Genomic DNA, 22,298 nt, shown 5'->3' with positions numbered 1-22,298 from the left:
AGGAAAAAAATGAAAAAAATTGTAGTAAGCTTTATGAGTATTTTCGTATTAGCGGGGTTGACCGCATGCGGATCAAATAATACTGGTACAATCGAATCGACAGGGACACAGCAAAGCCAAACTGCTCAGAGTGAACAGACACCGACAGAGGTTGAAATCACTGATAGCAATGGAACCGTTACTGTTCCTTATGCACCAGAAAAAGTGGTGGTTTTTGACAATAGTGCCTTAGACACGATGGATGCGCTTGGTGTCGGAGACCGAATCGTTGCTGCTGCGACCAGCAATTTACCAGATTATTTATCAGCGTATGCAGATGTTGAATCAGCAGGGGGAATCAAAGAGCCTGATTTAGAAAAAATCAATCAACTGCAGCCAGACCTAATCATTATTTCTGGTCGACAACGTGATTTCCAAGAGGAATTGTCTGCAATCGCGCCAACCGTTTTCTTAAGTGTTGACAATAGTGATACTTGGGCATCGATCGAAGCCAACATTAGGACCATTGGTCAAATTTTTGGTAAGGAAGAGGAAGCGCAAGAACAACTAGCATCGTTACAAGGTCAGATTGATACCTTGAAGGAGCAAGCGCAAAATGCTGACGAGAAAGCCTTGGTTGTTATGGTAAATGAAGGCAATCTTTCTGCTTTTGGTCCAGGTTCTCGTTACAGTATCTTGTATGACACGTTTGGTTTCCCAGCAGTAGATGAGGAATTAGAGGCGTCGACACATGGACAAAGTATTTCTTATGAGTACTTGCTTGAAAAAAATCCTGATGTCATTTTCGTGATCGATCGGACAAAAGCGATCGGTGGCAATGAAAGCGAAAGTGAATTTGTTGCAAATGAAATTGTTCAAGAAACAAATGCAGGGCAAAACGATCAAGTGATTGAATTGGATGCTGCGGTTTGGTATTTAGCTGGTTCCGGATTGGAGTCGATCCAATTGATGATGGATGATGTCAAGCCAGCCGTTGAATAAATAGGTGAAAAAAATTAAGTAATAAGGGACACGCTTATCAGTTTACTGAGAAAGCGTGTCTTTTTATTCGAACTGTTTCTAGGACCTGCGACTGATTTTTGACAAGTTATCCAGCTTTACTTTACCTGTCGTAGTAATTGATTTATAATTAGTACGACAGATGAAGTAATTTAGGAGGCGATTGCGTGATCTCGAGTGACGGAATTCGCGGCTATAACGACGCAATCATTTTATCCATTCTTTCGAAAGAAGACTCTTATGGATATGAAATATCCAAGCGTATTCGTGAAGGAACAGATGCTTTATATGTGATCAAAGAAACGACGTTGTATTCCGCTTTTACTCGGTTAGAAAAACAAGGATTGATCCGTTCGTATCCCGGAGAAGTGACACATGGCAAAAAGCGGACCTATTACCAGATAACTGCAGACGGAAAAGCAAGCCTTTCGGAGAAACTATTGGAGTGGCAGCAGACAAAGATCGTCGTTGACCAGTTCTTACAAGGAGGAGACAAATGAAAACCATTCATGACTATCTAGACAGCTTATTTTTATCAGTACCCATCACACCGGAAACCAAAAAGGCGAAAGAAGACCTCTTAGCGATTATGGAAGACCACTACTTAGAACTGATTCACCAAGGGAAAAGCGAGCATGAAGCCATCGGTGCAGTAATCAGTGAGTTTGGTTCCGTAGATGAGCTGTTGCAAGAGTTAAATGTTTCAAAAGAAGAAGCGCCAATTGATGATTGGTCCGATGCCATCACAGAAGACGATGCGTTTGATTATTGGGGAACTGTGCGACACTTTGCTTTCTCGTTATCTATAGGAATCGGTTTTTGTATCGCATCCCTAGCAGCCTTGATGCTCTTTGTTAGTATATATGCTGAGACCTTTGGAATAATGGTGATGTTTCTTTTTATCGCCATCGGGGTCGGTTTTATTATCTCTAGCAGTTTGCACTTTTCCGGTGCTCGTAAACAGTTAGATGATCGACCAATCAAAAGAGATGCCAAACGAGAAGCCGCTCAGCAACTCGCAAATTATGAAAAAAGTTTTCGTATTGGTCTTGTTTTAGGAATTGGTTCCTGTATTTTATCAATTGCGCCTGTACTTTTAAGTGAAGTGTTTTATTATTCTGTTGAGTTTGGGATTTCCTTGTTTTTCTTGACGGTTGCAGCAGGTGTGTTCTTTATTATTTATGTAAGTATTATCCGTACAGGCTTTGCGAAGCTGGCAACTGAGACGTATTTTATTCGCGACGAAGACCATCCTGGGGATCGAGCAACACGTCATAAATATGGCGAATCCGCTGGTAGAGTTACCTTTTTTCGAACAGTCTACTGGCCAGTGATTTTGGTCGTTTACATGCTTTGGTCCTTCATGTTTCATGCATGGGCTTACTCTTGGGTCATTTTTGTTATTGGTGGTGTCTTAGAGGACTACTTTATCGGACATACGAAAGCTAAAAAATAGAAGACACTTCAATCGAGAGTGCTTTCTTTACTTTTAAAAAAAGGAAGATTATAATACGCCTTGTAACTGAACCAATCAAAAAAGAACAGCGAGAAATATGGTTCTCTCAATGCTTTTTTAAAGTTCAGAATACAAGAAAAGAGGCAATGAATATGTTAGAAATTCATTATCTGAAAAATGGCAGCAAAGAAATAGCAACAGTCGAATCTCCGGAGCGCTTTCTCGCAAGTCAATACTTGGAAGTTCCACCTTTTCAAGACCATTACCCAGTCGAAGAAGTTTTTTTAGACGGTAAGCGGATTACATTGAGGGATCGAACGATCAGTGGATTGTTCAACTATTTAAATACTAAATAAAAAATTGCCTTTTTCTATGGCTCACTTTACTTGGTGAGGAATCATAGGAAGAGGCAATCTTTTTTATTTAATTGAGAATGAGAGGTGTAATTGAGAATCTAACAAGTAGGGAATTGAAATGGAAACGATTAGTCAAACTTACAACTATACTCTATTTGTATTGGATAGGAAATAAATATGCTCATTTCTGAGGAGGATAACATTTTTTTTGACTATTTCTGAATAAACTATTGCTTTTTATAGTTAGATATACTAATAATTAATAGAGATTATTCTCAAATAATTATTCTAATTGGAGGAAATGATATGTCATTAATTGGAAAAGAGATTGGTTCATTCGAAGCGAAAGCTTACCACAATGGAAAATTTATCGATGTTTCATCAGAAGATTTTAAAGGAAAATGGAACGTTGTTTGTTTTTACCCTGCAGATTTCTCATTTGTTTGTCCGACAGAGCTTGAAGATTTGCAAGATCAATATGCATCATTAAAAGAATTAGGCGCAGAAGTTTATTCTGTATCAACAGATACTCATTACACTCATAAAGCATGGCATGATCATTCTGATGCCATCAATAAAATCGAATATATCATGATTGCAGATCCTTCTCATGTGATCTCAGAGATCTTTGATGTACTAGATGAAGCTTCTGGGTTGTCTCAACGTGGAACATTCATCATCGATCCAGATGGCGTAGTCCAAACAGTTGAGATCAATGCGGACGGTATCGGTCGTGATGCTAGTGGCTTGATCGATAAAATCCGTGCTGCACAATATGTCCGTACTCATCCAGGTGAAGTATGTCCTGCAAAATGGAAAGAAGGCGAAGAAACTTTAACGCCAAGCTTAGACCTTGTAGGCAAGATTTAGGAGGCTCTCATGGCATTAGATAAGGCAATCAAAGACCAACTGACGCAGTATCTCGCGATGCTAGAATCAGAGGTTGTTTTTGCGGCAACTTTAGGTGAGGATGATTCTTCCACAAAAGTACGTGAATTCTTAGAAGAAATCGCAGAAATGTCGCCAAAAATCACTATCCAAGCTGTAGCAAGTGAACGGACACCAAGCTTTTCGATCAATCGTCCCGGTGAAGAAAGCGGCATCGCTTTTGCTGGTTTACCGTTAGGACATGAGTTCACTTCGTTTATTTTAGCGTTGCTTCAAGTAAGCGGTCGTCCGCCGAAAATTGACGAAGCACTTCAAAAGCGCATCAAAGCGATCGATAAACCATTACATTTTGAAACCTATGTCAGTTTGACCTGCCATAACTGTCCTGATGTTGTTCAAGCGTTAAATATCATGGCAGTGCTAAATCCTTCCATCAGTCACACCATGATCGAAGGTGGGATGTTCAAAGAAGAAATTGACAAGAAAAAAATTATGGCTGTGCCAACCGTCTTTTTAGACGGTGAAGAATTTGCAAGCGGCCGTCAAACGATCGAACAGTTGTTGGAAAAAGCAGCTGGTCCGACGAGTAAAGATGACTTTGCTGAAAAAGAGCTTTTCGATGTGTTAGTTGTCGGTGGCGGACCTGCAGGCGGAAGCGCAGCGATTTATGCGGCGCGTAAAGGCATCAATACTGGGATGGTCGTCGAAACAATGGGTGGACAAGTAATGGAAACCCTGGGGATCGAAAACATGATCGGTACTCCTTATACCGAAGGACCAAAATTAATGCGTCAGGTAGAAGAGCACATCAACGAATACAATGTAGACGTGATGAAAGGGCAGCGTGCGAAAGATATTCGTCGCAATGATGTCATCGAAGTTGAATTAGAAAATGGTGCAGTATTAAAAACCAAAACGGCCATTTTAGCAACTGGCGCTCGCTGGCGTAACATCAATGTTCCAGGAGAAAAAGAATTCAAAAATAAAGGTGTTGCCTATTGTCCCCATTGTGACGGCCCGTTATTTGCTGGGAAAGAGGTTGCTGTCATTGGCGGCGGAAACTCTGGGATCGAAGCAGCGATCGATTTAGCTGGCATGGCAAAACACGTCTATGTTCTTGAATTTTTACCGGAACTAAAAGCGGACCTTGTGCTACAAAACCGTTTGAACACGTTAGAAAATGTGACTGTTATTACGAATGCGGCAACGAAGGAAATTGCTGGATCCGATCATGTCGAACAATTGACCTACGTTGATCGCGAAACGAATGGTGAATTCACATTAGCTGTTGAGGGTGTCTTCATCTTGATTGGCTTGATGCCGAATACCGAATGGTTAAAAGATCGCATCGTTTTAAACGAACGCAATGAGATCGTCGTAGACAAACACGGCGCAACCAATATTGAAGGGGTCTTTGCAGCAGGGGATTGTACCGATAGTGTATACAAACAGATCATCACTTCAATGGGTTCAGGTGCGACTGCAGCATTAGGTGCCTTTGATCACCTGATTCGCTCGTAAGCGCCTTGCATCATTTAAAATCAAAAAACGTCTCAGGGGCTTCTAGGAGCTGCTGAGCGTTTTTTCTTTTTGTAAGGGCAGTTTGGGTGCAGTTGACAGAAGGACAGCTTCTATATTACAATGAAAAAAACTCGTTCAAAAAAGAAAGAGGTATATTGATGAGTGTCGTAGGTATCTAATCAGCCAATTAAAACAAATAAGCAAAAACAGACTGTTTATTTGTTGTGCCTGTAGATACCGATAAAGATCGTTATTGATGAATCAGGTGATGGGAGACTATCGCTTTTTTTGTACACTTTTTTGGACGGGGATCTGATCGGAATCCTCAGGCACAAGAAAGGATAACTCATGAAGATACCTCAAGCAACTGAATTTGAACAAATTAAAGAACAAGTAAGTAAAAAAATAATCAGCGATTACGGCAAAGCGCGTTTTGCGAATGAAAAACCAGCAGCTACGATCCACTCTGCACAAAAACGAGTGACAGAGACCACTGAAGCGATGGCGCTATTAGCCGCTGGTCGTCAAGTGCCTTTTATGGGGCTGCAGCATGTCTTACACCATACGGAGAAAATTGAAAAAGGATTTGTTTTAGAACCACAGGAGCTTATCGAATATGGAGACTTTTTACGGTCTTTTCGAATCATCCGTCAATTGTTCGAAAAGAATCAATCGATTGCCCCAAGATTACATCAATATGCACAAGGGTTAGAAGACTTTTCTGAAATCGCCGAAATGATTTTCCAAAAGATTCGCAATGGTCAGGTTGATAGTAATGCCAGCCGAGAATTGCGGAAAATTCGCGGTACGATCGAAAAATATGAAGCTGATCTGAAAAAAGTTTTTGCAAAGTTTTTTAAGGAAAGTCGCTATTTACAAGAAAATCGTGTCATCAAAAAGAACGACCGATATACGTTACCTGTGCGTGCTGAATTTCAACAGCAATTTAACGGAACGATCATCGAACGTTCCAATAAACGAGCGACTGTCTTTATTGAACCGGAGGCAGCTGCCCGTTTAAATGATCGATTGATCTTGGCACAAGCAGAAGAAACAGCCGCTCAATACCAAGTGTTGTCAGAGTTGACAGGGGCGATCGCCGAACAAATGAACGCCGTGTTTGCCTGTCTTGACATTTTAGTTGTGCTGGATATTATTTTTGCTCGGGGAAAATATTGTCGAGAAATCAATGGGCAGCCGATAACTATGACTGAGAAAGAAGTTTTGCTTCTTGATCAAGTCCGCCATCCTTTGCTGGGGCGTGATGCGGTTCCTCTTTCTTTAAAACTTGGCGAAGAAAACCGCTGCATGGTCATCACTGGACCCAATGCTGGAGGCAAGACCGTCGTCTTAAAAACCGTTGGACTTGTTTGCGCCATGGCTCATTATGGCTTATTTCCAGCACACAATGGCAAAAGCACTGTTCCGTTTTTAAAAAGTCTTTGGATGGATATTGGCGATCAACAAAGTCTGGAAAATTCTTTAAGTACCTTCTCTGGACACATGTCGAACATTGCTCAGATTATGAAGAATGCTACCCGACACAGTATTGTTTTATTGGACGAAATCGGCAGCGGCACTGAGCCCAATGAAGGGGCTGCTTTGGCGATCGCCATCATGGAATCCATCTATCGCTCAGGAGCCTTAATGATCGCAACAACGCATTATGGTGAAATCAAGCAGTTTGCCGTCGATCATCAAGATTTCGAAACAGCGGCAATGGCTTTTGATGCCAAAACCTTGACACCAAAATATCGCTTGCTGACGAATGCAGTCGGTGATAGTAATGCGTTTTGGATTGCCGAGAAGATGGCGATCCCCGCTGACGTAGTCCAGACGGCCAAGGAATATTTAAAGCATAAAACCTATTCTTTTGAGAAGCAGCCTTTTGAAAAGGGGAAGAAACAACCCCCTCAACAAGAAGCCAAGATAGATCTTATTTTTCAAAAAGGAGACTTGGTCTTTTCAACAGAACATAACCAGCGCGGACTTTTTTATGAGTATTTGGAACAAGGACAAGCGAAAATTTCAATAGAGAAACAATTTTTTGTTGTTGCCGCACGTCGCTTGCAACTCCTCACAAAGCGAGAGGTGCTCTATCCCGCAGGTTATGATCTTGATCAGCTATTCGTTGAGTTTGCGCAGCGCAAGTTTACTCGAGATATTGAACGGGGATCTAAAAAAGCGCAGAAGCAGTTACGAAAAGCAGCGCAAGAACGGCAAACCAATCGACCAGTGGATTGATAAATCAAGAAAACTTTCAATCGATAGACCAAAATCAAGCAAGCAGTCCTTTTTCAGCACCTAGAAAAAGGACTGCTTTTTTTAAAATGATCGTTTTTTTAATAACGTCCTTTATCGATGCCGTTCCTTTGTTTGGATGATTATTTTGGTTGTTTTTTCTTTATAGAGCAGAAAATATTCGAAATATCTAAATTCTTTAAGAAAAGTTAAAGAAAAATAAAAATAACAGAGAATTGGTTGTATCTTTATTCGAGGAAGGGTACCATTCATATTGGATTGAAAAATAACATATAACCTTGTTAGGTGAGGCTCCTATACAAACACAAGCTATTGCGCAGAAACGTCGAAAGACGCCAATGTGTAAAACAGGAATTGTCGGATTAAGGCTTTTCATAAAATAGCTAAGAGAGCAAATGACTTTCTTTACGTTGTATAGTGCTAAAACTCGGACGATGAGATTGCTGCTAAAGTCTGACGTCCTAAGAGAAGTGAGACTTTTTTGCTTTTCTTTCTGATGGATGACGAAGCTCATAGAGCAAAATAACTGGTACCGTCTGAACACCTACTCCAAGGCAAGAGGAGTGGAAGCAATGATAGAAAAAAAGAAGATCGATTGGCTGCTGATCATAGCTTATTTGCTATTGAGCCTTATCGGTCTTTTAATGATTTATAGTGCAAGTTCATACCGTTTATTAACGAGAGATCAACCACCAGCATCGCTATTTATCCGTCAATTGGTCTTTTTGTTACTTAGCTGGGTTCTTTTATTCATTATTCAGCGGACGCGAAGAGAGATTTTGCTTAGCAAATACTTAGCGATCGGTCTGCTAGCATTTGGGATCTTTACCTTGCTCTTAGCTCGTTTGCCCTTTTTCGGTGTCTCTGTTAATGGGGCACAACGATGGGTCTCGATCGCAGGGATTCAATTTCAACCATCAGAGATTGTGAATGTAGGGATGGTCTTGTACCTTGCTCATTACTTTCAAACTGCAAAAACCACCTTGCAGGAAATGAAACGTCCGCTTTTCGTTTTGTTTTTGTGCTGTGTGTTGATCCTGATTCAACCGAAAGTAGCCGGTGTGATGATTTTACTCTTTTTAGCATTTGTCATGATAACTACGGTACAAGTTCCCGTGAAGCTGACGGCTCTTTTATTTGGTGGCTTAGTGATCAGTCTATTCCTGGTTGCCCTGTTGATCATGTTTTTAGGTGACAATGATTTATTGCCCCACATGTTTATGCACGTATATAACCGAATTCGCTTAGTAGGCGATCCATTCTCCGACCCTTACAATCAGGGGTTCCAAATGATCCATTCTTACTATGCTTTATTTAATGGAGGGCTTACTGGTCTCGGTTTAGGAAACAGTATTACGAAAAAAGGCTTTTTACCAGTTGCGGAAACCGATTTTATTTTTTCCGTTTTAGTAGAAGAGCTTGGCTTGCTTTTCGGGATTTTTGTTATTGGCTTATTATTCGTAATCATTTTACGTTTATTTATTCGTTCCGCAGCTATTGAAAACCCTCAGATTGGGTTGATATTGCTAGGAACAAGTACATTACTTTTGTTGCAAACAAGTATCAATATAGCCAGTATTTTAGGGTTGATGCCGATGACGGGGGTACCGTTGCCATTTATCAGCTATGGTGGCTCCAGTTACTTTATTCTTTCATTTGCCTTTAGTATGTGCCTGAAATTAGAGCGAGAGGAGGGCAAACGAAATGAAGTTCCTCAAACGACATGATGCAAACTATGCCTTGCTGCTACCCGTTTTTCTACTTTTTTTGCTAAGCATTTGGGTCCAGCATCAAGCTTCTGTGATGGATGGCAATGATCCTTCTGGAATCGTTTTTCGACAGATCGTTTTTTGTGTTCTATCCGCCATCGCGCTCTTCGTTACAAGTTTGATCCCAACCAATTTGCTCTTACGCTTTTCGGGTCTTTTGTATGTATTGGCACTAGGTCTGATGGCTTCTCTTCATTGGTTCTACGATCAAACGATGTTTGAGCAGACGCATACCAAACGCTGGATCAGAATCGGCGACTTTACCATTCAGCCCTCAGAGTTTATGAAAGTGGCCTTTATGCTTTTTATGGTCTATCTCACCTTAGTATATGAAAAACGAAAAGCCGAACGGACCATTAAATCTGATTTGATCTACGTCACTAAGATCTTGCTTTATAGTATACCGACATTTCTATTGATGTTTATGCAACGGGACTTTGGTACGAGTTTAGTGTTTATTGTGATGTTAGGGGCTTTATTTATTATCTCGGGTGTTCATTGGAAAATTTTGACCGTAGTGATCGGTTTGATCGCAGCCCTCGGCGCTATTTTATTGCTGCTCGTGTTTACGGAATGGGGCAATCGTGTCTTGTTTCGACTTCATTTCTCGCAGTATCAATTAGACCGAGTGCGAGCTTGGGCAGATCCCCTAGCGTACCAAGACTCTATCGCGTTCCAACAAGTTCGCAGTATGTGGGCGATTGGCTCAGGAGGCTTATTGGGAGCGCCTGACACCCATACGACAGTGTACGTGCCGGTTCGTGAATCAGATATGATTTTTACAGTTATTGGTGAAACCTATGGCTTTTTAGGAAGTACCTTAGTGATCTTCTTGTATTTTTATCTCATCTATCAAATCATCTTCGCCGCGTTAAAAACGAATAACAAGGCGTCGGTCTATATCGCCATCACGTACGTTTTTGGCTTAGTCTTTCAGATCTTTGAAAATATCGGAGCGGCGATTGGGTTGTTGCCATTAACGGGAATTCCTTTGCCATTCTTAAGCCAAGGAGGAACCTCGTTGATTGCGATCAGTATTGCGATGGGAATTATTTTCGGGTTAGAAAAATTCCCGACTAAAGCGAAGAAACGATCGTACGCATTAAAAGAAAGTAGGGGATTAACATGAGCAAGACAGCAAAACAAGGGTTGATAGGTGGACTGCTTTGTAGCTGTTTCGCATGGTTGTTTTTCCTTGTAGCATTAGAGCCGCAGTGGTTCCAAACGCTTGATACCCTGTTTTCCCACGTGCCTCAATGGCGGACGGCTACAGTAGAAGCGATTTTTGTTCCGCTTGCTAGCACGGCAACGATCGTCCCCATAGCAGCTATTCATTTTCTATTGGCAGCAATTTTGTTTCTTCGGAAGAAACGGATCGAGAGTTTTTGGTTGATGGGAAATATGATCATAATCAGTGGTGTTGGCCAAGTGATCAAGAAATTCGTTGATCGCCCAAGACCGGAGTTTGCTGACAGTATGGAACGGGCGTCCGCCAGTTTTCCAAGTGGCCATACACTATTAGCGACCACGCTAATTATTTCTCTCCTCTTTTTCTTCGCACAAACAGCGCCTGGCCAAAGAGGCAAACGTCCTATTAGCCAAAAACTAGCTATGTTGTTGGGATTGGTTTATTTACTGCTTATTATGATGAGCCGCTTGCTATTTGGGGTTCACTATCTTAGTGACTTGTTAGCGAGTATCTTGTTGGCAAGTGGAATCAGTTTTATCACATCTGCTTTTGTATTTTCGTTCAAAAAAAGTGTGCGTAGGGGGAAGTAAAATGAGTACAGCGAAAAAACTGATAATTGTCTTCTTAGTACTGTTGATGGGCATCGTATCCGCCGGAACCGCCTATGCTATTAGGGTGTATTTTCAAGTAGAGGATGTCGTGGAGTCTATCCATCGACCGATCGAAGGGCGAGAAGAGGCGGAGGTTATCGAAAACGCCGAGCCCTTAAGTCTTCTCTTGTTAGGGATCGCCAATGACTCTCGTCGCAAAACGGATTACCGGGCAAACACGATCATGGTAGCGACGTTGAATCCTGCTACACGCAAAACGACCCTCACAAGTATTCCCCGAGATGCTTATGTGGAGATCGTTGGGCAAGGCTATCAGGATAAGATCAATCATGCCCATTCATTCGGTGGCGCAAAAATGATGATCGAAACTGTCGAACAATACTTGGATATACCGATTCATCATTATTTCTCCTTAAACATGGATGGGATGGCAGATCTTGTCGATGCGATTGGTGGAATCACGGTTGAAAATGAGTTTGCTTTTACGGCAGAAAAAATCGATTATCCAGAGGGAACGCTCGAATTAGATGGCTGGGAGGCACTTCAATATACTCGTATGCGCAAAGATGACCCCGAAGGTGACTATGGACGCCAACGTCGTCAGCGAGAAGTGACAGAGATTTTGGCGAATGAATTAGTTTCTCTATCAAGCGTGATGCGGATTCAGGATCTGTTAACGATTATTGGGGAAAATGGTGAAACAGATTTAACGTTTTCTCAGATGAGTCAACTATTCACCCAATATCAATCGGCACTCGTTACTGTCGAATCTTACCAAATGGCGGGTACTGGGTTCACTGGCGATGGCTTTAGAGGTGAATACGGTATCTCTTATCAAGAAGTGTCGCCTGAAGAACAACAAGCGACGAGTCAGCGTTTAAAAAGCGAATTAATGCTTGATTAAGTAAGCCTTGGGTTTAATTAGTAATAACACCACTTCCTCTTTGTTCCTCTAGTAAATCGTGATTAGAGTTGACAGCTGCTTTTCCTCAGGATACTCTTTAGTCAAGCAAAGCAATTCGGCTTGAAGGGTAGCAAGAGCCTGTTCGGAGAAGGACTGTTAACTCTTTATTTGTTGCTATATCGTTTGGTTAAAAGTTACAAGGGGGGAAAAGAATGACTGTCATCTTTAAAGATCAATTACCAGCGGATTCAAATCAGATTCTCGCTTTATATAAATGTGTTGGCTGGGTCGCCTATACGAAAGAGCCAGAGCGACTATTAAACGGCCTAGCTCAGTCACAGGTGATCACTGCCTATGTTGAAGAGCAGCTAGTCGGACTTATTCGATGTATAACCGATGGACAAACTATTCTTTATATTCAGGATCTGTTAGTAGCGCCAGCGTTCCAACGTCAAAAAATTGGTCAGCGATTGCTCAAAAAAATGCTGGCGAGATATCCATCGATTCGACAAAAGGTTTTGATCACGGACAACACAGAGAAAACGCGCCGATTTTATGAGTCTTGCGGCTTTTCCTCTGTAGAAACGCAGCAAATTGCAGCATTTATTTATTTACCTAAAAACGAGTAAATAGCCAGAAACCCGATCGCTAGTTGAAAATGGTCAATTTATTAACGGTTTTATGTTTGATGAAGGAGTGGGAGAAATGAAGCTGCGATTTGCGTTATTTGTGTTAAGTTTAGTGATTGGTGTTGGCGCATGTGGAGGAAGCATGCTGGCGTTTATGAGTATTGAGCCATTAAGGAAAGGACAGTCATTTGCTGGGTTGGAATCGTCCATGCTCCAAGGAACGCCATTTACAACATTTTTGATTCCCGGGGTGTTTTTGCTAATTGTGTTAGGACTGGGCAATTTATTGGCAGCTATCCGATTGTGGCGCAACCAAGGGTATCATGGCGAATTGCTTTTAGGCATCTGTTTAGTTATCTGGATCATTGTTCAAGTGATTTTATTAAGGGGCGGGAATGTTTTGCATCTGATTTTCTTAGTGTTAGGTTTACTCCAGCTCGGTGTGGCAGCTTACTGTATCAAACACTTGCAACTCTCGGTTCCTTTTTCTGCTCATCAAAATTGATTTTGCAGAAGGGTTTTATGGGGGAAATAATTAAATTACTCAAAAGTTTCCTATGAAAAACGTGGATTTTTGAAAAAATATTCGCAAAAGGATCATTCGCTTAAAAAATTATGATAAACTGAAAGAAGTGAACGTATTTTCTAGAATCAGGAGGATCAATTATTGGAGTTTCTTAAAAAATCAAAAATTTTTGCAGGTCTGGTGATCGTCTGCCTTTTAGGGATCGCCGTCTGGATCTATTCAAATATACTGTTTGTTTTTCGACCATTAGAAGCAATCTTTTCTAGTGTCTTTTTACCTGTACTGATATCCATTTTTATTTTTTATATCTTTTTGCCTTTCTTTAATTGGGTAAAAAGAAGGACGAAAAAGAAAAGCATTGCGCTGTATGCGACACTGTTGTTGATCGTTTTTGCAGCCTATTTGATCATTCAGGTGATTGGACCCGCATTAGCCTATGAGATGGGACGCTTTATCAATCAAATACCCGTTATCATCAATTTGGTGATCGATAACATCGATCATTCCTATTTGGAGGAACTTTTCGGTCCTTTCATTGATTCGATCGATATTTCGCAAGCAAGCAATTTCGCTTTGCAGTTTATTACAGGGGCAACGAATAGTCTGACGAGTTTGATCTCCATCGTTTCTCACTCAGCGATCGTTTTGTTTACGATCCCACTGCTCTTAGTCTATATGTTTAAAGACGGTGAGAAAGTGCCAGACTTTTTAGCAAACAAAACACCGAAAAAGTATCAAGGTTTGATGCGTCAATTATGCAGTGATTTCCACCAAGCAGCGTCTGCTTATATTGGCGGGAAATTGCTTGTATGTTCGTACGTTGCCGTTTCCAGTTATTTGATTTTTTCTTTGCTAGGTTTGCAGAATGCGTTGCTTTTAGGCCTGATTTGTGGTGTCTTGGATATCATCCCATACTTCGGACCATTTATCGGAGCGGCACCCGCATTTCTATTTGCTTTAAGTTTAGATATCCGGACTGCCATTTTATTGGTAGTGGGCATCACGATCATTCAATTGGGTGAATCGTATCTAGTTTCACCTCTAGTAATGAATAAAGTGTTGCATATCCATCCGATTATTGCGGTGTTCTTATTATTGATCGCAGGCAACTTGCTGGGATTTGTTGGTATGATCGTTGCACTTCCAGTGTATTCGATCATAATGGCGATGTCTGGCACGCTACTCCGTTTTTTCCAGGAACGCAAACTAGAACGTTCTGTGATCGATAAGGAGTCATTGTAACAATAAAACTTGCTGTTGAAGAAATCTTCAACAGCAAGTTTTTTGTTTTAGATGACACATAGCACGGTACAAAGACTCATGCTATACTGATTGAAACGAAAACGACGATAGGAGTGAGGAAATGAAGGTTTTGTGGAATGATCAGATCGTTGATCGAGAGGTAGTGAGAATTGATATCGAAGACCGTGGCTATCAGTATGGTGATGGGATCTATGAAGTTATCCGAATATATAATGGCCACTGTTTTATGTTAGCGGAGCATATGGCTCGATTGGAAAGCAGTGCACAAAAAATTAAGCTAACGTTACCCTATTCGATTCCCCAATTGACTGAAAATCTAAAGTTACTCATTAAGACTGAAGGAATCACAGAAGGAGAAATCTATCTTCAGATCACCCGAGGAATCGCTTCTCCGAGAAATCACGAGTTTCCACCAGCTGGATCGGTCAAAGGGGTGGTGACGGCAAATGTGATCCCCTTTGAACGACCAGATGAAATGCAGCAAGCTGGGCTTTCGGCAACCGTTCTTCCTGATGAACGCTGGTTGCATTGTGATATCAAATCATTGAGTTTGTTAGGGAATCTTTTGGCGCTGGATCAAGCGATCGAAGCTGGCTTCGATGATGCGATACTGCAACGAGATGGCTTTTTTACAGAAGCATCTGCATCCAATCTCTGGTTTGTCATTGATGGGATCGTCTATACTCATCCGGATGGGCGTTTGGTGTTACCGGGAATCACGAAATTGAAGGTCCTTCAGTTGTGTCGCCAATTAGAAATTCCCTATCGAGAAGAACCCGTCCCGATTGAGGCACTACGCAACACGCAAGAGTGTTTCTTGACCAACTCAGTTTGGGAAATCGTTCCGATCGTTGCCATTGATGGGAAACCCGTTGGCACTGGCGTATTGGGTTCAATCACGAAACAATTGCAAGCAGCGTATATCGCTGCCACAAAGAATAAAAGCGATTCATTGTGATTATGCAATAGAAACCACCTAAAAAAGCTTTGGCAACACCCAGTATTTTTAAGGCTGGGTGGGACCAAAGCTTTTTCTTGCGTTGAAAATTATTTCCTACCATTCACTAGGGTTCCACAACTTCCCGTCAAGTTCTCCTTGTTTCAATTCGATGCGGGTTTCTTGCTGCTGCAACAACTGTCCCAGCTCTTGCAAAAATGCTTTTTCATGGTAATCAGTGGTTTCTTGAATGGATTGTTCTATCAGCGGTGTTAGCCAATCATGCCCCATCAAAGCACCTCCAATTCAGCTAAAGCATCTTCTAATTCGTTCAATGTTTCATGGTTTTCCTGCAACAGGGATAGCAAAGGAGAAAGCTGCGGTTTTTTAGAAACCAAATGTGCCAGTTTCTCAGCAAACCATTGTTGCTTTTGGTCAAACGTAAAGGGAGCGGGCATCGATAATAATTGCTGATAGGCAATGACAAAGGCACGCTTTTCTTTTTCCGTTTTATACATCAGTTGGTCAAGGACAACGATGGGTAACACGGTCATTTGGTGTTTTTTTGCCATCAGTACGAGTGGATGCAAAATTTCGTTAAAGGTCGTATTTTCTCGACCGCCTAACTGAAATTCTTTGGCAGCAATACCAGTAGAAACGGCGAAACTGATTTCTTTTCCCACCAAAGCAGGCGCACAATTTTCCCAAACCGTATCGATCCAAGCTTTCATTTTTGCTGGAACACTGTACCAATATAAGGGGAATTGTAAAACCAAACGGTCACAGTTTTGCAGCAGCGCCTGTTCATCGGCAAGAGAAAAGTCAGAAAAATCATCAAGAAAGTGTATGGTGACATTAGGAAGTTTGGCACTTTCACTGAAAAAACGTTGGGAAAGAGAGTTGTGGAAATCTGGGTGGCTAGCCACCACTAAGGTTTTTATCATGAGATTGATCATCCTTTCCTACTACATGTACCATATTTTACCAGAAAGGGAAACTAGTCTGCTTTGCTTTTCGTAGTGTTGGTCCTCTTTTAGTTTGATTTAAGGTACCTCGTCTATATTCATTGATAAGGAAGTGTCAGTAACGACTTACACGTGAAGGAAATGGGGGAATAGAGGATGGAATCAAATGATCCCTTGATCAAAGGTCTAGCAAATGTAGTAATGTTCGCCGCCAATACAATGGAATATGTCGAAAATAAACTTGCCAGTTGCCGACAACGAATATCTGGAAAGCAACCCTCAAAAGAAAGTGACTATGGCAATGGGCAAGAGTTTACAGAATTGACTGCGCAAAAATGATAGATAGAGAGAAAATAGAAGAAGTGGCTCACCTTTTACCTGGTGAGTCACTTTTTTGCTGTCAAGTTCTTCATCATCAGTTGGTACTTTTCTTGATGGAAGGTATAATGAGTAAATGAAGCATAGTGGAGAGGAGAAGAATAAAGAAACAGTAGAGAGGAGAAGCAGGTGATGAACCATTTATACAAACGAATCCAATACAAAATCCCTGAGCTAAACCGAGTAGAACGAACCGTCCTTAACTATTGTTTGAGGGCGCCTGAGAAAGTTTCGGAAATGACGGCCGATGAGTTAGCTTCTCAAACCTATACTAGTCAAGCAACGATCAGTCGAATGGCGAAAAAGCTTGGCTTTACGGGTTTTCAAGAATTCAAATTTTCATTGAAAAGTTATCAAAGCCTTGAAAGAAACGAGTCTGCTACCCAAGCCTCTCTTGGCTTATCCCCACTGATCAAGCAAATGATTGACCAGCTGACGACATCCCTATCAATGATTGAAGAAGCTGACTTTCAGCGTGCCGTGGAAATGCTGCAGCAAGCACAACGAATCGAATTTTTCGCTTTAGGGCAAAGTGCGCCGGTCGCATTATCTGCAAGTCGAAAATTGCGCTTTTTAGGTAAAACAGTGGGTGCATCAACGGATTGGGATGAATTGACAACCATCGCGAACCAACTATCAAAAAATGATTTAGCTCTTTTTATTAGTCATAGTGGAGAAACGATCGGGATGCTAAATTATGCTACTCGTTTGAAACAAAGAGGCGTGCCGATTTTAGCCTGTATTGGTCAACCAAAAAGCACGTTAGAAAAGCTTGCCACCTTCTCTTTTCCTGTTGAAATGACAGCGGTTTATCATCATGAAGTCGATTTGAGCCCTCGGATCTCCTTAGCGGCGTTACTGGATATTTTAATTATTCAATACGCCAATCAAATCGAAGCAGGACTTGATCCTGAATGACCATTCCATTTTGTGAATGGTCATTCTTCTTTGGGGAACTGTATTGTAAGCCTTCTTGATATCGTTTACATTTTAAGAGATAAAAGTGTTAGGAGGAAATGATATGCAAAAAGGAAAGAAAGCAAGCTGGATGGAAATTTTTCAAGGACTTGGGAAAACATTTATGTTGCCAGTCGCTTTACTCGCATTCATGGGTTTATTTTTAGGGATTGGTAGTTCATTTTCATCTTCTTCAACGATCGACGTTTTCCCATTTTTAGGTGCCCCTTGGCTCCAAGTGGTTTTTCGTTTCATGTCAACGATCGGTGGGTTTGCCTTTAGTTACTTACCCGTCATGTTTGCGATGGCGATTCCTTTAGGTCTAGCAAGAAAAGAGAAGGGAGTTGCGGCATTCTCAGGCTTTGTGGGCTATGTCGTGATGCATTTATCCATCAATTTTTATTTACAAGAAACGAATCAATTAGCTGCTGCAGATCAACTACGAGAAGCAGGGCAAGAGATCGTTTTTGGCATTCAAACATTATCAATGGGTGTTCTAGGAGGTATTATCGCAGGATTGATCGTTTATAAATTGCATATGCGCTTCTACCATTTTCAATTGCCAGATAGTTTTGCATTCTTTTCAGGAGCACGTTTTGTTCCAATCATCACCTCGCTTACTTTAGCTGTGGTCGGGGTGATCATTCCGATGATTTGGCCGTTGTTTGCTATGATCATCACAGGAATCGGACATTTGATCCAACAAGCTGGTCCTTTCGGTCCGTTCTTATTTGGTTCAGGTGAGCGCTTGTTACTGCCATTTGGATTACACCATATTTTGGTTTCCATGATTCGCTTTACCGAAGCAGGAGGAAGTCAGCTGATCGATGGTCAGCAAGTCTTTGGGGCGTTGAATATTTTTTATGCGGAATTACAAAACGGCTTGAGCATCTCACCTAGTGCAACTGCGTTCTTGTCTCAAGGGAAGATGCCAACCTTTATGTTTGGCTTACCGGCAGCAGCATTAGCTATGTACCACACGGCAAAACCTGAGAATCGTTCAAAAATAAAAGGCTTATTGATTTCAGGCGTCATTGCAACTTTTGTGACAGGAATTACTGAACCAATCGAATTTTTATTCTTATTCATCAGCCCTTTATTATGGATTTTTCATGTCATCATGACAGGTGCTGGATTTATGGTAATGAGTCTATTAGGTGTCACGATTGGAAATACCGATGGGGGCGTGCTTGATTTTCTTATCTTTGGCGTGATGCAAGGCGCATATACAAAATGGTGGCTCGTTCTGATCGTAGGAGCTTGTTGGTTTGCCCTTTATTACTTTGTTTTTAAAACAGTAATCCTTCGCAAGAACTTGAAGACACCTGGCAGAGAAGAGAACAGTGATCAAACGAATGAGTTGGAAGAGGAAATGACCTATTCTGGAAAGAGTGGCTATGATGCCCATGGTATTTTGGCAGCTTTAGGGGGAGCAAGCAATATTGATTCTTTAGACAATTGCATTACACGGCTACGCCTCGTTCTAAACGATGGTACATTGGTTGATGATGAACGGCTGAAAAAACTAGGTGCGCTTGGGGTCGTTCACTTAGATGATACTAACGTGCAAGTAATCATTGGAACGAAAGTAACAACAGTCAGAAATCAACTTGATGCGATTCTTTAGCAAAATTGTCAAGTAGTAGGAGTGAAGAAAATGTTTTTTGATGAACCAATCAATCGTAAAGGAACCCAGTGTACTCAATGGGATTATGTTGAAGACCGTTTTGGTGAAAAAAACTTGTTGCCATTTACGATTTCCGATACGGATTTCAAGGTGCCAGCTGCAGTTGAAGCGGCACTTATCAAGCGGATGCAGCACCCGGTTTTTGGGTATACACGTTGGAATCATAATGAATTCAAGCAAGCGGTCTGCAAATGGTATTCTGAACGTTTTAACAGCATGATCAAAAGCGATTGGCTGGTCTACAGTCCTTCCGTTATGTATAGCGTTAAACAGCTCGTCACCCTACTCAGTGAACCAGGAGATGGGATCATTGTTCAGACGCCAGCGTATGATGCGTTTTATAAAATGATCAAAGAGAACAAAAGAAAAATCGTACCTAATGCACTCATCTATGATGCTAAGTCGTATCGCATTGATTTCGAAGAGCTAACAAGATTGATGGCACAGCCTGAAAATAAAGTTCTTCTCCTCTGTAGTCCTCATAACCCAACTGGGAGAGTCTGGCAAAAGGATGAGTTGCAACGAATCATCGAATTGGCGAAAACCCATGATGTATTTATCATCTCTGATGAGATCCATATGGACATTGTAAGAAAAGGACAAAGGCATCAACCGATCATTGATTTGTTGCAAGAAAATGTAGCCCTTGTTACTTCGGGAAGTAAAACATTTAATTTCCCAGGGTTGATTTATTCTTATGGAATCATTCCTGATCCCAAGTTGCGTGAGCGCTTCTTAACTCAGTTAAAAGAAGCCGATGGGTTGAGCTCCACCAGTATTTTTGGCATGACCGCAACGATTGCTGCCTACGATAATGAAAGTAAGTGGGTGGATCAGCTCAATGACTATCTTGATGGTAACATTGCTTATGTGATCGCTTATTTACAGGAACATCACCCAGAACTCGTGGTCACGAAAAGCGAAGCCACGTATCTTATGTGGATTGATTGTACAGCACTGGGTTTAACGATGGCGGAATTGCAGCAACGAATGATTCGAAAGGGGAAAGTCGCGATTATGTCAGGAGAGATCTATGGGAAAGAGGGGAGAAATTTTTTGCGCCTAAACATTGGCTGTTCGCGAGAAAAACTCATTGATGGCTTGAAGCGATTCACATTGAGTTTGACATAAAAAAGAACCCACTGAGCGATCAGAAAGATCCTGTATTCTTTCTGATCGCCAGTGGTTTTTTAGTCTTTCGTCGTGCGGGGAGTCATTGCAGTAGTAACGGGGATTGGTTCAACGACATGGAAATAACCTTCTTTGTCTTGAATGATCAGCATATCTTGCTGACTCTTGCTCTTGATGATCTCACCTTTAACAATTTCGTTGGTGACAGTCCGATAAATGCTTGTAGTCATGTTCATTCCTCCCAACGGTTTTTACCAATTGATCTTCAATAGGGGGACTAGTACAAATCAATTGCTTGATTTGTACCAGCAAGGAAAAAGAAAACGAATTGGTATCTTTAGTATAGGAGAGCAATGTTTAGATTGCTGCAATTCCATGTAAAGTTTTTGTTAATCCTTTTATTTTCAGCGATTGACTAATCGGCTAAAGAAAAACGCAAGGCCATTTTATTACTGCCAGACTCCACCATTTTTCCTAGTAACGTTGTTGCATTTTTTAAATACAGTTCGGCCATCTCAGCGTTGGCTTCTTCAAGCAGACGAGTAGGCTGCTTGTCAACGGAAGCTTTACGATCAGTTTCTTGTTGGATGCGGCGACAAGCCGCCATCGTTTCCATTTCAAAACGGTTGGCAAGATCACTATAGCGATCGTAGTCGCTGTCTCCAATCAACGCCAAGGTGCGTCCTAACCAATAGCTATTTGATGGATCGTAGGTCTTTGTCGTATCACAATAGCCAAGTGGGGTCTTAGTGATAGCTGCATAAAAGGGCACAACGCCATTGAAGGTATTGGGGCCAAAGGCAAGCCAATGAATGCCAGCGATTGCTGCGGGCACGTGGTTGCGGATCTGTAAAATATGGACTTGCTGGTTGCGATTGAGAGCAATCGATCGGAATTGTGTTTTTTGTGTCTCGCTCCCTGTACCGTAAGGGTCAAAAGGCGTATTTTGGAAGTGGGAGCTCAATGCCCATTTTACATCTTCCACGGATAGCTTTTGTTTTGGGTAGCATACAAACGGGAGCTCTTGATCGATCGGTTCAGCGGCTGTTCCGCTAAAGTGTTTTTGAATGTACCATGCCCGCGGGTTATTGTAACGGGTATCTTTTTCTGAGGAGCTGCCAAAAATATGGCGTAGATTAATGCCTTCAAAATCAGGATTTAATTGATAGTCTTCAATCAACTGTTCGAGATCCTGCGAACACAACGTCATTTCTGAGGCGAAATCGAAGTGATCAATGTTTAAGCGATTTGGTGCCACAACATAGGCATCATCTGGTATGCGAACAGCTGCCCAGTGATGTCCACCGATGGTTTCCATATACCAGATTTCCTCGGCATCAGAAAAAGCGATCCCGTTGGCTTCATAGGTCCCATAGGTTTCTAAGAGTTCCCCTAAGCGTAAAACACCTTCTTTAGCGGAATGGATGTAAGGCAGTACGATGCTGACGAAATCAGCTTCCCCGATACCATCTTCCACATATGGATCAATAGCCAAAACGCGTGAATTGGTTGTGATCGTTTCTGTTGCAGTCATGGCGATATTTTCTTCATTGATTCCTGAAGCTGCCCAAACTCCTTGCGATTCATCTGCTTCAGGGGTTGAAGTATAGCGTAATGATTTTGCTGGCAAACTGATTCGACAGTCGCTTAAAACGGCGTAAAATTCATTTCCTTGCTGTTCTGGAGTGATGACGACGAATTTTTGCGGTTCCGAACCGCTTCCAGAATCTTCATTGCGGGCAATCATGGTCGAGCCGTCGATCGATGCTTTTTTTCCTACTAGTAAAGTGGTACAGGACGCTTTTTTTCTATCCATCTTTCCAACACTCCTTCATTTCTTCTTACGAATGATTGAAGCTAGTATACCCAT

Annotated in this window: 23 protein-coding genes and 1 riboswitch; of the genes, 19 read left to right on the top strand and 4 right to left on the bottom strand. The window is 41.6% G+C overall.

The window, feature by feature from the left end:
* The first annotated feature begins 9 nt into the window (after nt 1–9).
* The 15 genes from IGI96_RS17080 (at nt 10) to dat (ending at nt 15,331) form a co-directional block, all read left to right on the top strand.
* A complete protein-coding gene (locus IGI96_RS17080) occupies nt 10–981 on the top strand; it encodes a siderophore ABC transporter substrate-binding protein (RefSeq protein WP_142973049.1) in 972 nt (323 codons plus the stop codon).
* Nucleotides 982–1,166: 185 nt separating this feature from the next.
* Complete coding sequence (locus IGI96_RS17075; protein WP_016612097.1) at nt 1,167–1,499, top strand: PadR family transcriptional regulator; 333 nt, start codon at nt 1,167–1,169, stop codon at nt 1,497–1,499.
* Nucleotides 1,496–2,455: a permease prefix domain 1-containing protein gene (locus IGI96_RS17070; protein ID WP_270288481.1), complete on the top strand. Its 960-nt coding sequence runs from the start codon at nt 1,496–1,498 to the stop codon at nt 2,453–2,455. Before IGI96_RS17075 ends, IGI96_RS17070 begins: the two co-directional genes overlap by 4 nt.
* Before the next feature lie 152 nt (nt 2,456–2,607).
* A complete protein-coding gene (locus IGI96_RS17065; protein WP_010748444.1) occupies nt 2,608–2,811 on the top strand; it encodes a hypothetical protein in 204 nt (67 codons plus the stop codon).
* Between the two features lie 306 nt (nt 2,812–3,117).
* Nucleotides 3,118–3,681, top strand: coding sequence for an alkyl hydroperoxide reductase subunit C (ahpC, locus tag IGI96_RS17060; RefSeq protein ID WP_005226227.1), 564 nt, complete (start codon nt 3,118–3,120; stop codon nt 3,679–3,681).
* A gap of 9 nt (nt 3,682–3,690) precedes the next feature.
* Nucleotides 3,691–5,220 carry an alkyl hydroperoxide reductase subunit F gene (gene ahpF, locus IGI96_RS17055; RefSeq protein ID WP_015509798.1) on the top strand — a complete coding sequence of 510 codons (1,530 nt, stop codon included), beginning with the start codon at nt 3,691–3,693 and terminating at the stop codon, nt 5,218–5,220.
* Between the two features lie 348 nt (nt 5,221–5,568).
* The gene (locus IGI96_RS17050; protein WP_270288480.1) at nt 5,569–7,464 is read left to right on the top strand and encodes an endonuclease MutS2; all 1,896 of its coding nucleotides are present in this window, start codon (nt 5,569–5,571) and stop codon (nt 7,462–7,464) included.
* A gap of 288 nt (nt 7,465–7,752) precedes the next feature.
* A riboswitch (M-box (ykoK) riboswitch) is annotated at nt 7,753–7,928 on the top strand.
* A 126-nt stretch (nt 7,929–8,054) separates the two neighbouring features.
* Nucleotides 8,055–9,209, top strand: a complete 1,155-nt coding sequence (locus IGI96_RS17045; protein ID WP_074933644.1) for an FtsW/RodA/SpoVE family cell cycle protein — start codon at nt 8,055–8,057, stop codon at nt 9,207–9,209.
* On the top strand, nt 9,187–10,380 hold the full coding sequence (locus IGI96_RS17040) for an FtsW/RodA/SpoVE family cell cycle protein (protein WP_005226223.1): 1,194 nt from the start codon (nt 9,187–9,189) through the stop codon (nt 10,378–10,380). The genes IGI96_RS17045 and IGI96_RS17040 overlap by 23 nt, the downstream gene beginning before the upstream one ends.
* Nucleotides 10,377–11,030, top strand: coding sequence for a phosphatase PAP2 family protein (locus tag IGI96_RS17035; protein ID WP_270288479.1), 654 nt, complete (start codon nt 10,377–10,379; stop codon nt 11,028–11,030). The genes IGI96_RS17040 and IGI96_RS17035 overlap by 4 nt, the downstream gene beginning before the upstream one ends.
* A gap of 1 nt (nt 11,031) precedes the next feature.
* On the top strand, nt 11,032–11,955 hold the full coding sequence (locus IGI96_RS17030) for an LCP family glycopolymer transferase (protein WP_010748438.1): 924 nt from the start codon (nt 11,032–11,034) through the stop codon (nt 11,953–11,955).
* Nucleotides 11,956–12,167: 212 nt separating this feature from the next.
* On the top strand, nt 12,168–12,584 hold the full coding sequence (locus tag IGI96_RS17025; protein WP_074933650.1) for a GNAT family N-acetyltransferase: 417 nt from the start codon (nt 12,168–12,170) through the stop codon (nt 12,582–12,584).
* 76 nt (nt 12,585–12,660) lie between these two features.
* The gene (locus IGI96_RS17020; RefSeq protein ID WP_015509791.1) at nt 12,661–13,089 is read left to right on the top strand and encodes a hypothetical protein; all 429 of its coding nucleotides are present in this window, start codon (nt 12,661–12,663) and stop codon (nt 13,087–13,089) included.
* Between the two features lie 162 nt (nt 13,090–13,251).
* Nucleotides 13,252–14,352, top strand: a complete 1,101-nt coding sequence (locus IGI96_RS17015) for an AI-2E family transporter (RefSeq protein WP_010748435.1) — start codon at nt 13,252–13,254, stop codon at nt 14,350–14,352.
* 121 nt (nt 14,353–14,473) lie between these two features.
* On the top strand, nt 14,474–15,331 hold the full coding sequence (gene dat, locus IGI96_RS17010) for a D-amino-acid transaminase (protein ID WP_074933658.1): 858 nt from the start codon (nt 14,474–14,476) through the stop codon (nt 15,329–15,331).
* A gap of 96 nt (nt 15,332–15,427) precedes the next feature.
* Here the strand turns inward: dat and IGI96_RS17005 are convergent, their stop codons facing one another.
* Both IGI96_RS17005 and IGI96_RS17000 read right to left on the bottom strand, forming a co-directional pair.
* Complete coding sequence (locus tag IGI96_RS17005) at nt 15,428–15,601, bottom strand: hypothetical protein (RefSeq protein WP_005226215.1); 174 nt, start codon at nt 15,599–15,601, stop codon at nt 15,428–15,430.
* On the bottom strand, nt 15,601–16,266 hold the full coding sequence (locus IGI96_RS17000) for an NAD(P)H-dependent oxidoreductase (protein WP_115232367.1): 666 nt from the start codon (nt 16,264–16,266) through the stop codon (nt 15,601–15,603). Before IGI96_RS17000 ends, IGI96_RS17005 begins: the two co-directional genes overlap by 1 nt.
* 165 nt (nt 16,267–16,431) lie before the next feature.
* Here IGI96_RS17000 and IGI96_RS16995 point away from each other — a divergent pair, with 165 nt between their 5' ends.
* From IGI96_RS16995 to IGI96_RS16980, 4 genes are all read left to right on the top strand, one after another.
* Nucleotides 16,432–16,614 (top strand): hypothetical protein, encoded by a 183-nt coding sequence (locus tag IGI96_RS16995; protein ID WP_087627554.1) that lies wholly within the window; start codon nt 16,432–16,434, stop codon nt 16,612–16,614.
* Nucleotides 16,615–16,785: 171 nt separating this feature from the next.
* Entirely contained in the window at nt 16,786–17,571 is a 786-nt protein-coding gene (locus IGI96_RS16990; RefSeq protein WP_270288478.1) for a MurR/RpiR family transcriptional regulator, read from the top strand.
* Between the two features lie 103 nt (nt 17,572–17,674).
* Nucleotides 17,675–19,237: a maltose/glucose-specific PTS transporter subunit IIBC gene (gene malX, locus IGI96_RS16985; protein WP_016609246.1), complete on the top strand. Its 1,563-nt coding sequence runs from the start codon at nt 17,675–17,677 to the stop codon at nt 19,235–19,237.
* Between the two features lie 30 nt (nt 19,238–19,267).
* Nucleotides 19,268–20,428: a MalY/PatB family protein gene (locus tag IGI96_RS16980; RefSeq protein ID WP_074933665.1), complete on the top strand. Its 1,161-nt coding sequence runs from the start codon at nt 19,268–19,270 to the stop codon at nt 20,426–20,428.
* A 59-nt stretch (nt 20,429–20,487) separates the two neighbouring features.
* Here the strand turns inward: IGI96_RS16980 and IGI96_RS16975 are convergent, their stop codons facing one another.
* Together IGI96_RS16975 and IGI96_RS16970 are read right to left on the bottom strand one after the other, a co-directional pair.
* Nucleotides 20,488–20,658 carry a hypothetical protein gene (locus tag IGI96_RS16975; protein WP_010748430.1) on the bottom strand — a complete coding sequence of 57 codons (171 nt, stop codon included), beginning with the start codon at nt 20,656–20,658 and terminating at the stop codon, nt 20,488–20,490.
* Nucleotides 20,659–20,843: 185 nt separating this feature from the next.
* Nucleotides 20,844–22,244 (bottom strand): C69 family dipeptidase, encoded by a 1,401-nt coding sequence (locus IGI96_RS16970; RefSeq protein ID WP_060791996.1) that lies wholly within the window; start codon nt 22,242–22,244, stop codon nt 20,844–20,846.
* Between the last annotated feature and the right edge of the window lie 54 nt (nt 22,245–22,298).

The sequence above is a fragment of the Enterococcus sp. DIV0421 genome (assembly GCF_051713745.1).
GTDB lineage: Bacteria > Bacillota > Bacilli > Lactobacillales > Enterococcaceae > Enterococcus_D > Enterococcus_D casseliflavus.
The sequence above is the reverse complement of the archived record's forward strand: the minus strand, read 5'-3'. Positions and strand labels throughout refer to the sequence as shown.

Coding starts and splice junctions, on each gene's coding strand:
- IGI96_RS16970 (WP_060791996.1), bottom strand. CDS start 22,244: ATGGATAGAAAAAAAGCGTCCTGTACCACTTTACTAGTAGGAAAAAAA.
- ahpC (WP_005226227.1), top strand. CDS start 3,118: ATGTCATTAATTGGAAAAGAGATTGGTTCATTCGAAGCGAAAGCTTAC.
- ahpF (WP_015509798.1), top strand. CDS start 3,691: ATGGCATTAGATAAGGCAATCAAAGACCAACTGACGCAGTATCTCGCG.
- IGI96_RS17070 (WP_270288481.1), top strand. CDS start 1,496: ATGAAAACCATTCATGACTATCTAGACAGCTTATTTTTATCAGTACCC.
- IGI96_RS17040 (WP_005226223.1), top strand. CDS start 9,187: ATGAAGTTCCTCAAACGACATGATGCAAACTATGCCTTGCTGCTACCC.
- IGI96_RS17080 (WP_142973049.1), top strand. CDS start 10: ATGAAAAAAATTGTAGTAAGCTTTATGAGTATTTTCGTATTAGCGGGG.
- IGI96_RS17035 (WP_270288479.1), top strand. CDS start 10,377: ATGAGCAAGACAGCAAAACAAGGGTTGATAGGTGGACTGCTTTGTAGC.
- dat (WP_074933658.1), top strand. CDS start 14,474: ATGAAGGTTTTGTGGAATGATCAGATCGTTGATCGAGAGGTAGTGAGA.
- IGI96_RS17005 (WP_005226215.1), bottom strand. CDS start 15,601: ATGGGGCATGATTGGCTAACACCGCTGATAGAACAATCCATTCAAGAA.
- IGI96_RS16980 (WP_074933665.1), top strand. CDS start 19,268: ATGTTTTTTGATGAACCAATCAATCGTAAAGGAACCCAGTGTACTCAA.
- IGI96_RS17020 (WP_015509791.1), top strand. CDS start 12,661: ATGAAGCTGCGATTTGCGTTATTTGTGTTAAGTTTAGTGATTGGTGTT.
- IGI96_RS17030 (WP_010748438.1), top strand. CDS start 11,032: ATGAGTACAGCGAAAAAACTGATAATTGTCTTCTTAGTACTGTTGATG.
- IGI96_RS16990 (WP_270288478.1), top strand. CDS start 16,786: ATGAACCATTTATACAAACGAATCCAATACAAAATCCCTGAGCTAAAC.
- IGI96_RS17065 (WP_010748444.1), top strand. CDS start 2,608: ATGTTAGAAATTCATTATCTGAAAAATGGCAGCAAAGAAATAGCAACA.
- IGI96_RS17000 (WP_115232367.1), bottom strand. CDS start 16,266: ATGATCAATCTCATGATAAAAACCTTAGTGGTGGCTAGCCACCCAGAT.
- IGI96_RS16995 (WP_087627554.1), top strand. CDS start 16,432: ATGGAATCAAATGATCCCTTGATCAAAGGTCTAGCAAATGTAGTAATG.
- malX (WP_016609246.1), top strand. CDS start 17,675: ATGCAAAAAGGAAAGAAAGCAAGCTGGATGGAAATTTTTCAAGGACTT.
- IGI96_RS17050 (WP_270288480.1), top strand. CDS start 5,569: ATGAAGATACCTCAAGCAACTGAATTTGAACAAATTAAAGAACAAGTA.
- IGI96_RS17045 (WP_074933644.1), top strand. CDS start 8,055: ATGATAGAAAAAAAGAAGATCGATTGGCTGCTGATCATAGCTTATTTG.
- IGI96_RS17025 (WP_074933650.1), top strand. CDS start 12,168: ATGACTGTCATCTTTAAAGATCAATTACCAGCGGATTCAAATCAGATT.
- IGI96_RS16975 (WP_010748430.1), bottom strand. CDS start 20,658: ATGACTACAAGCATTTATCGGACTGTCACCAACGAAATTGTTAAAGGT.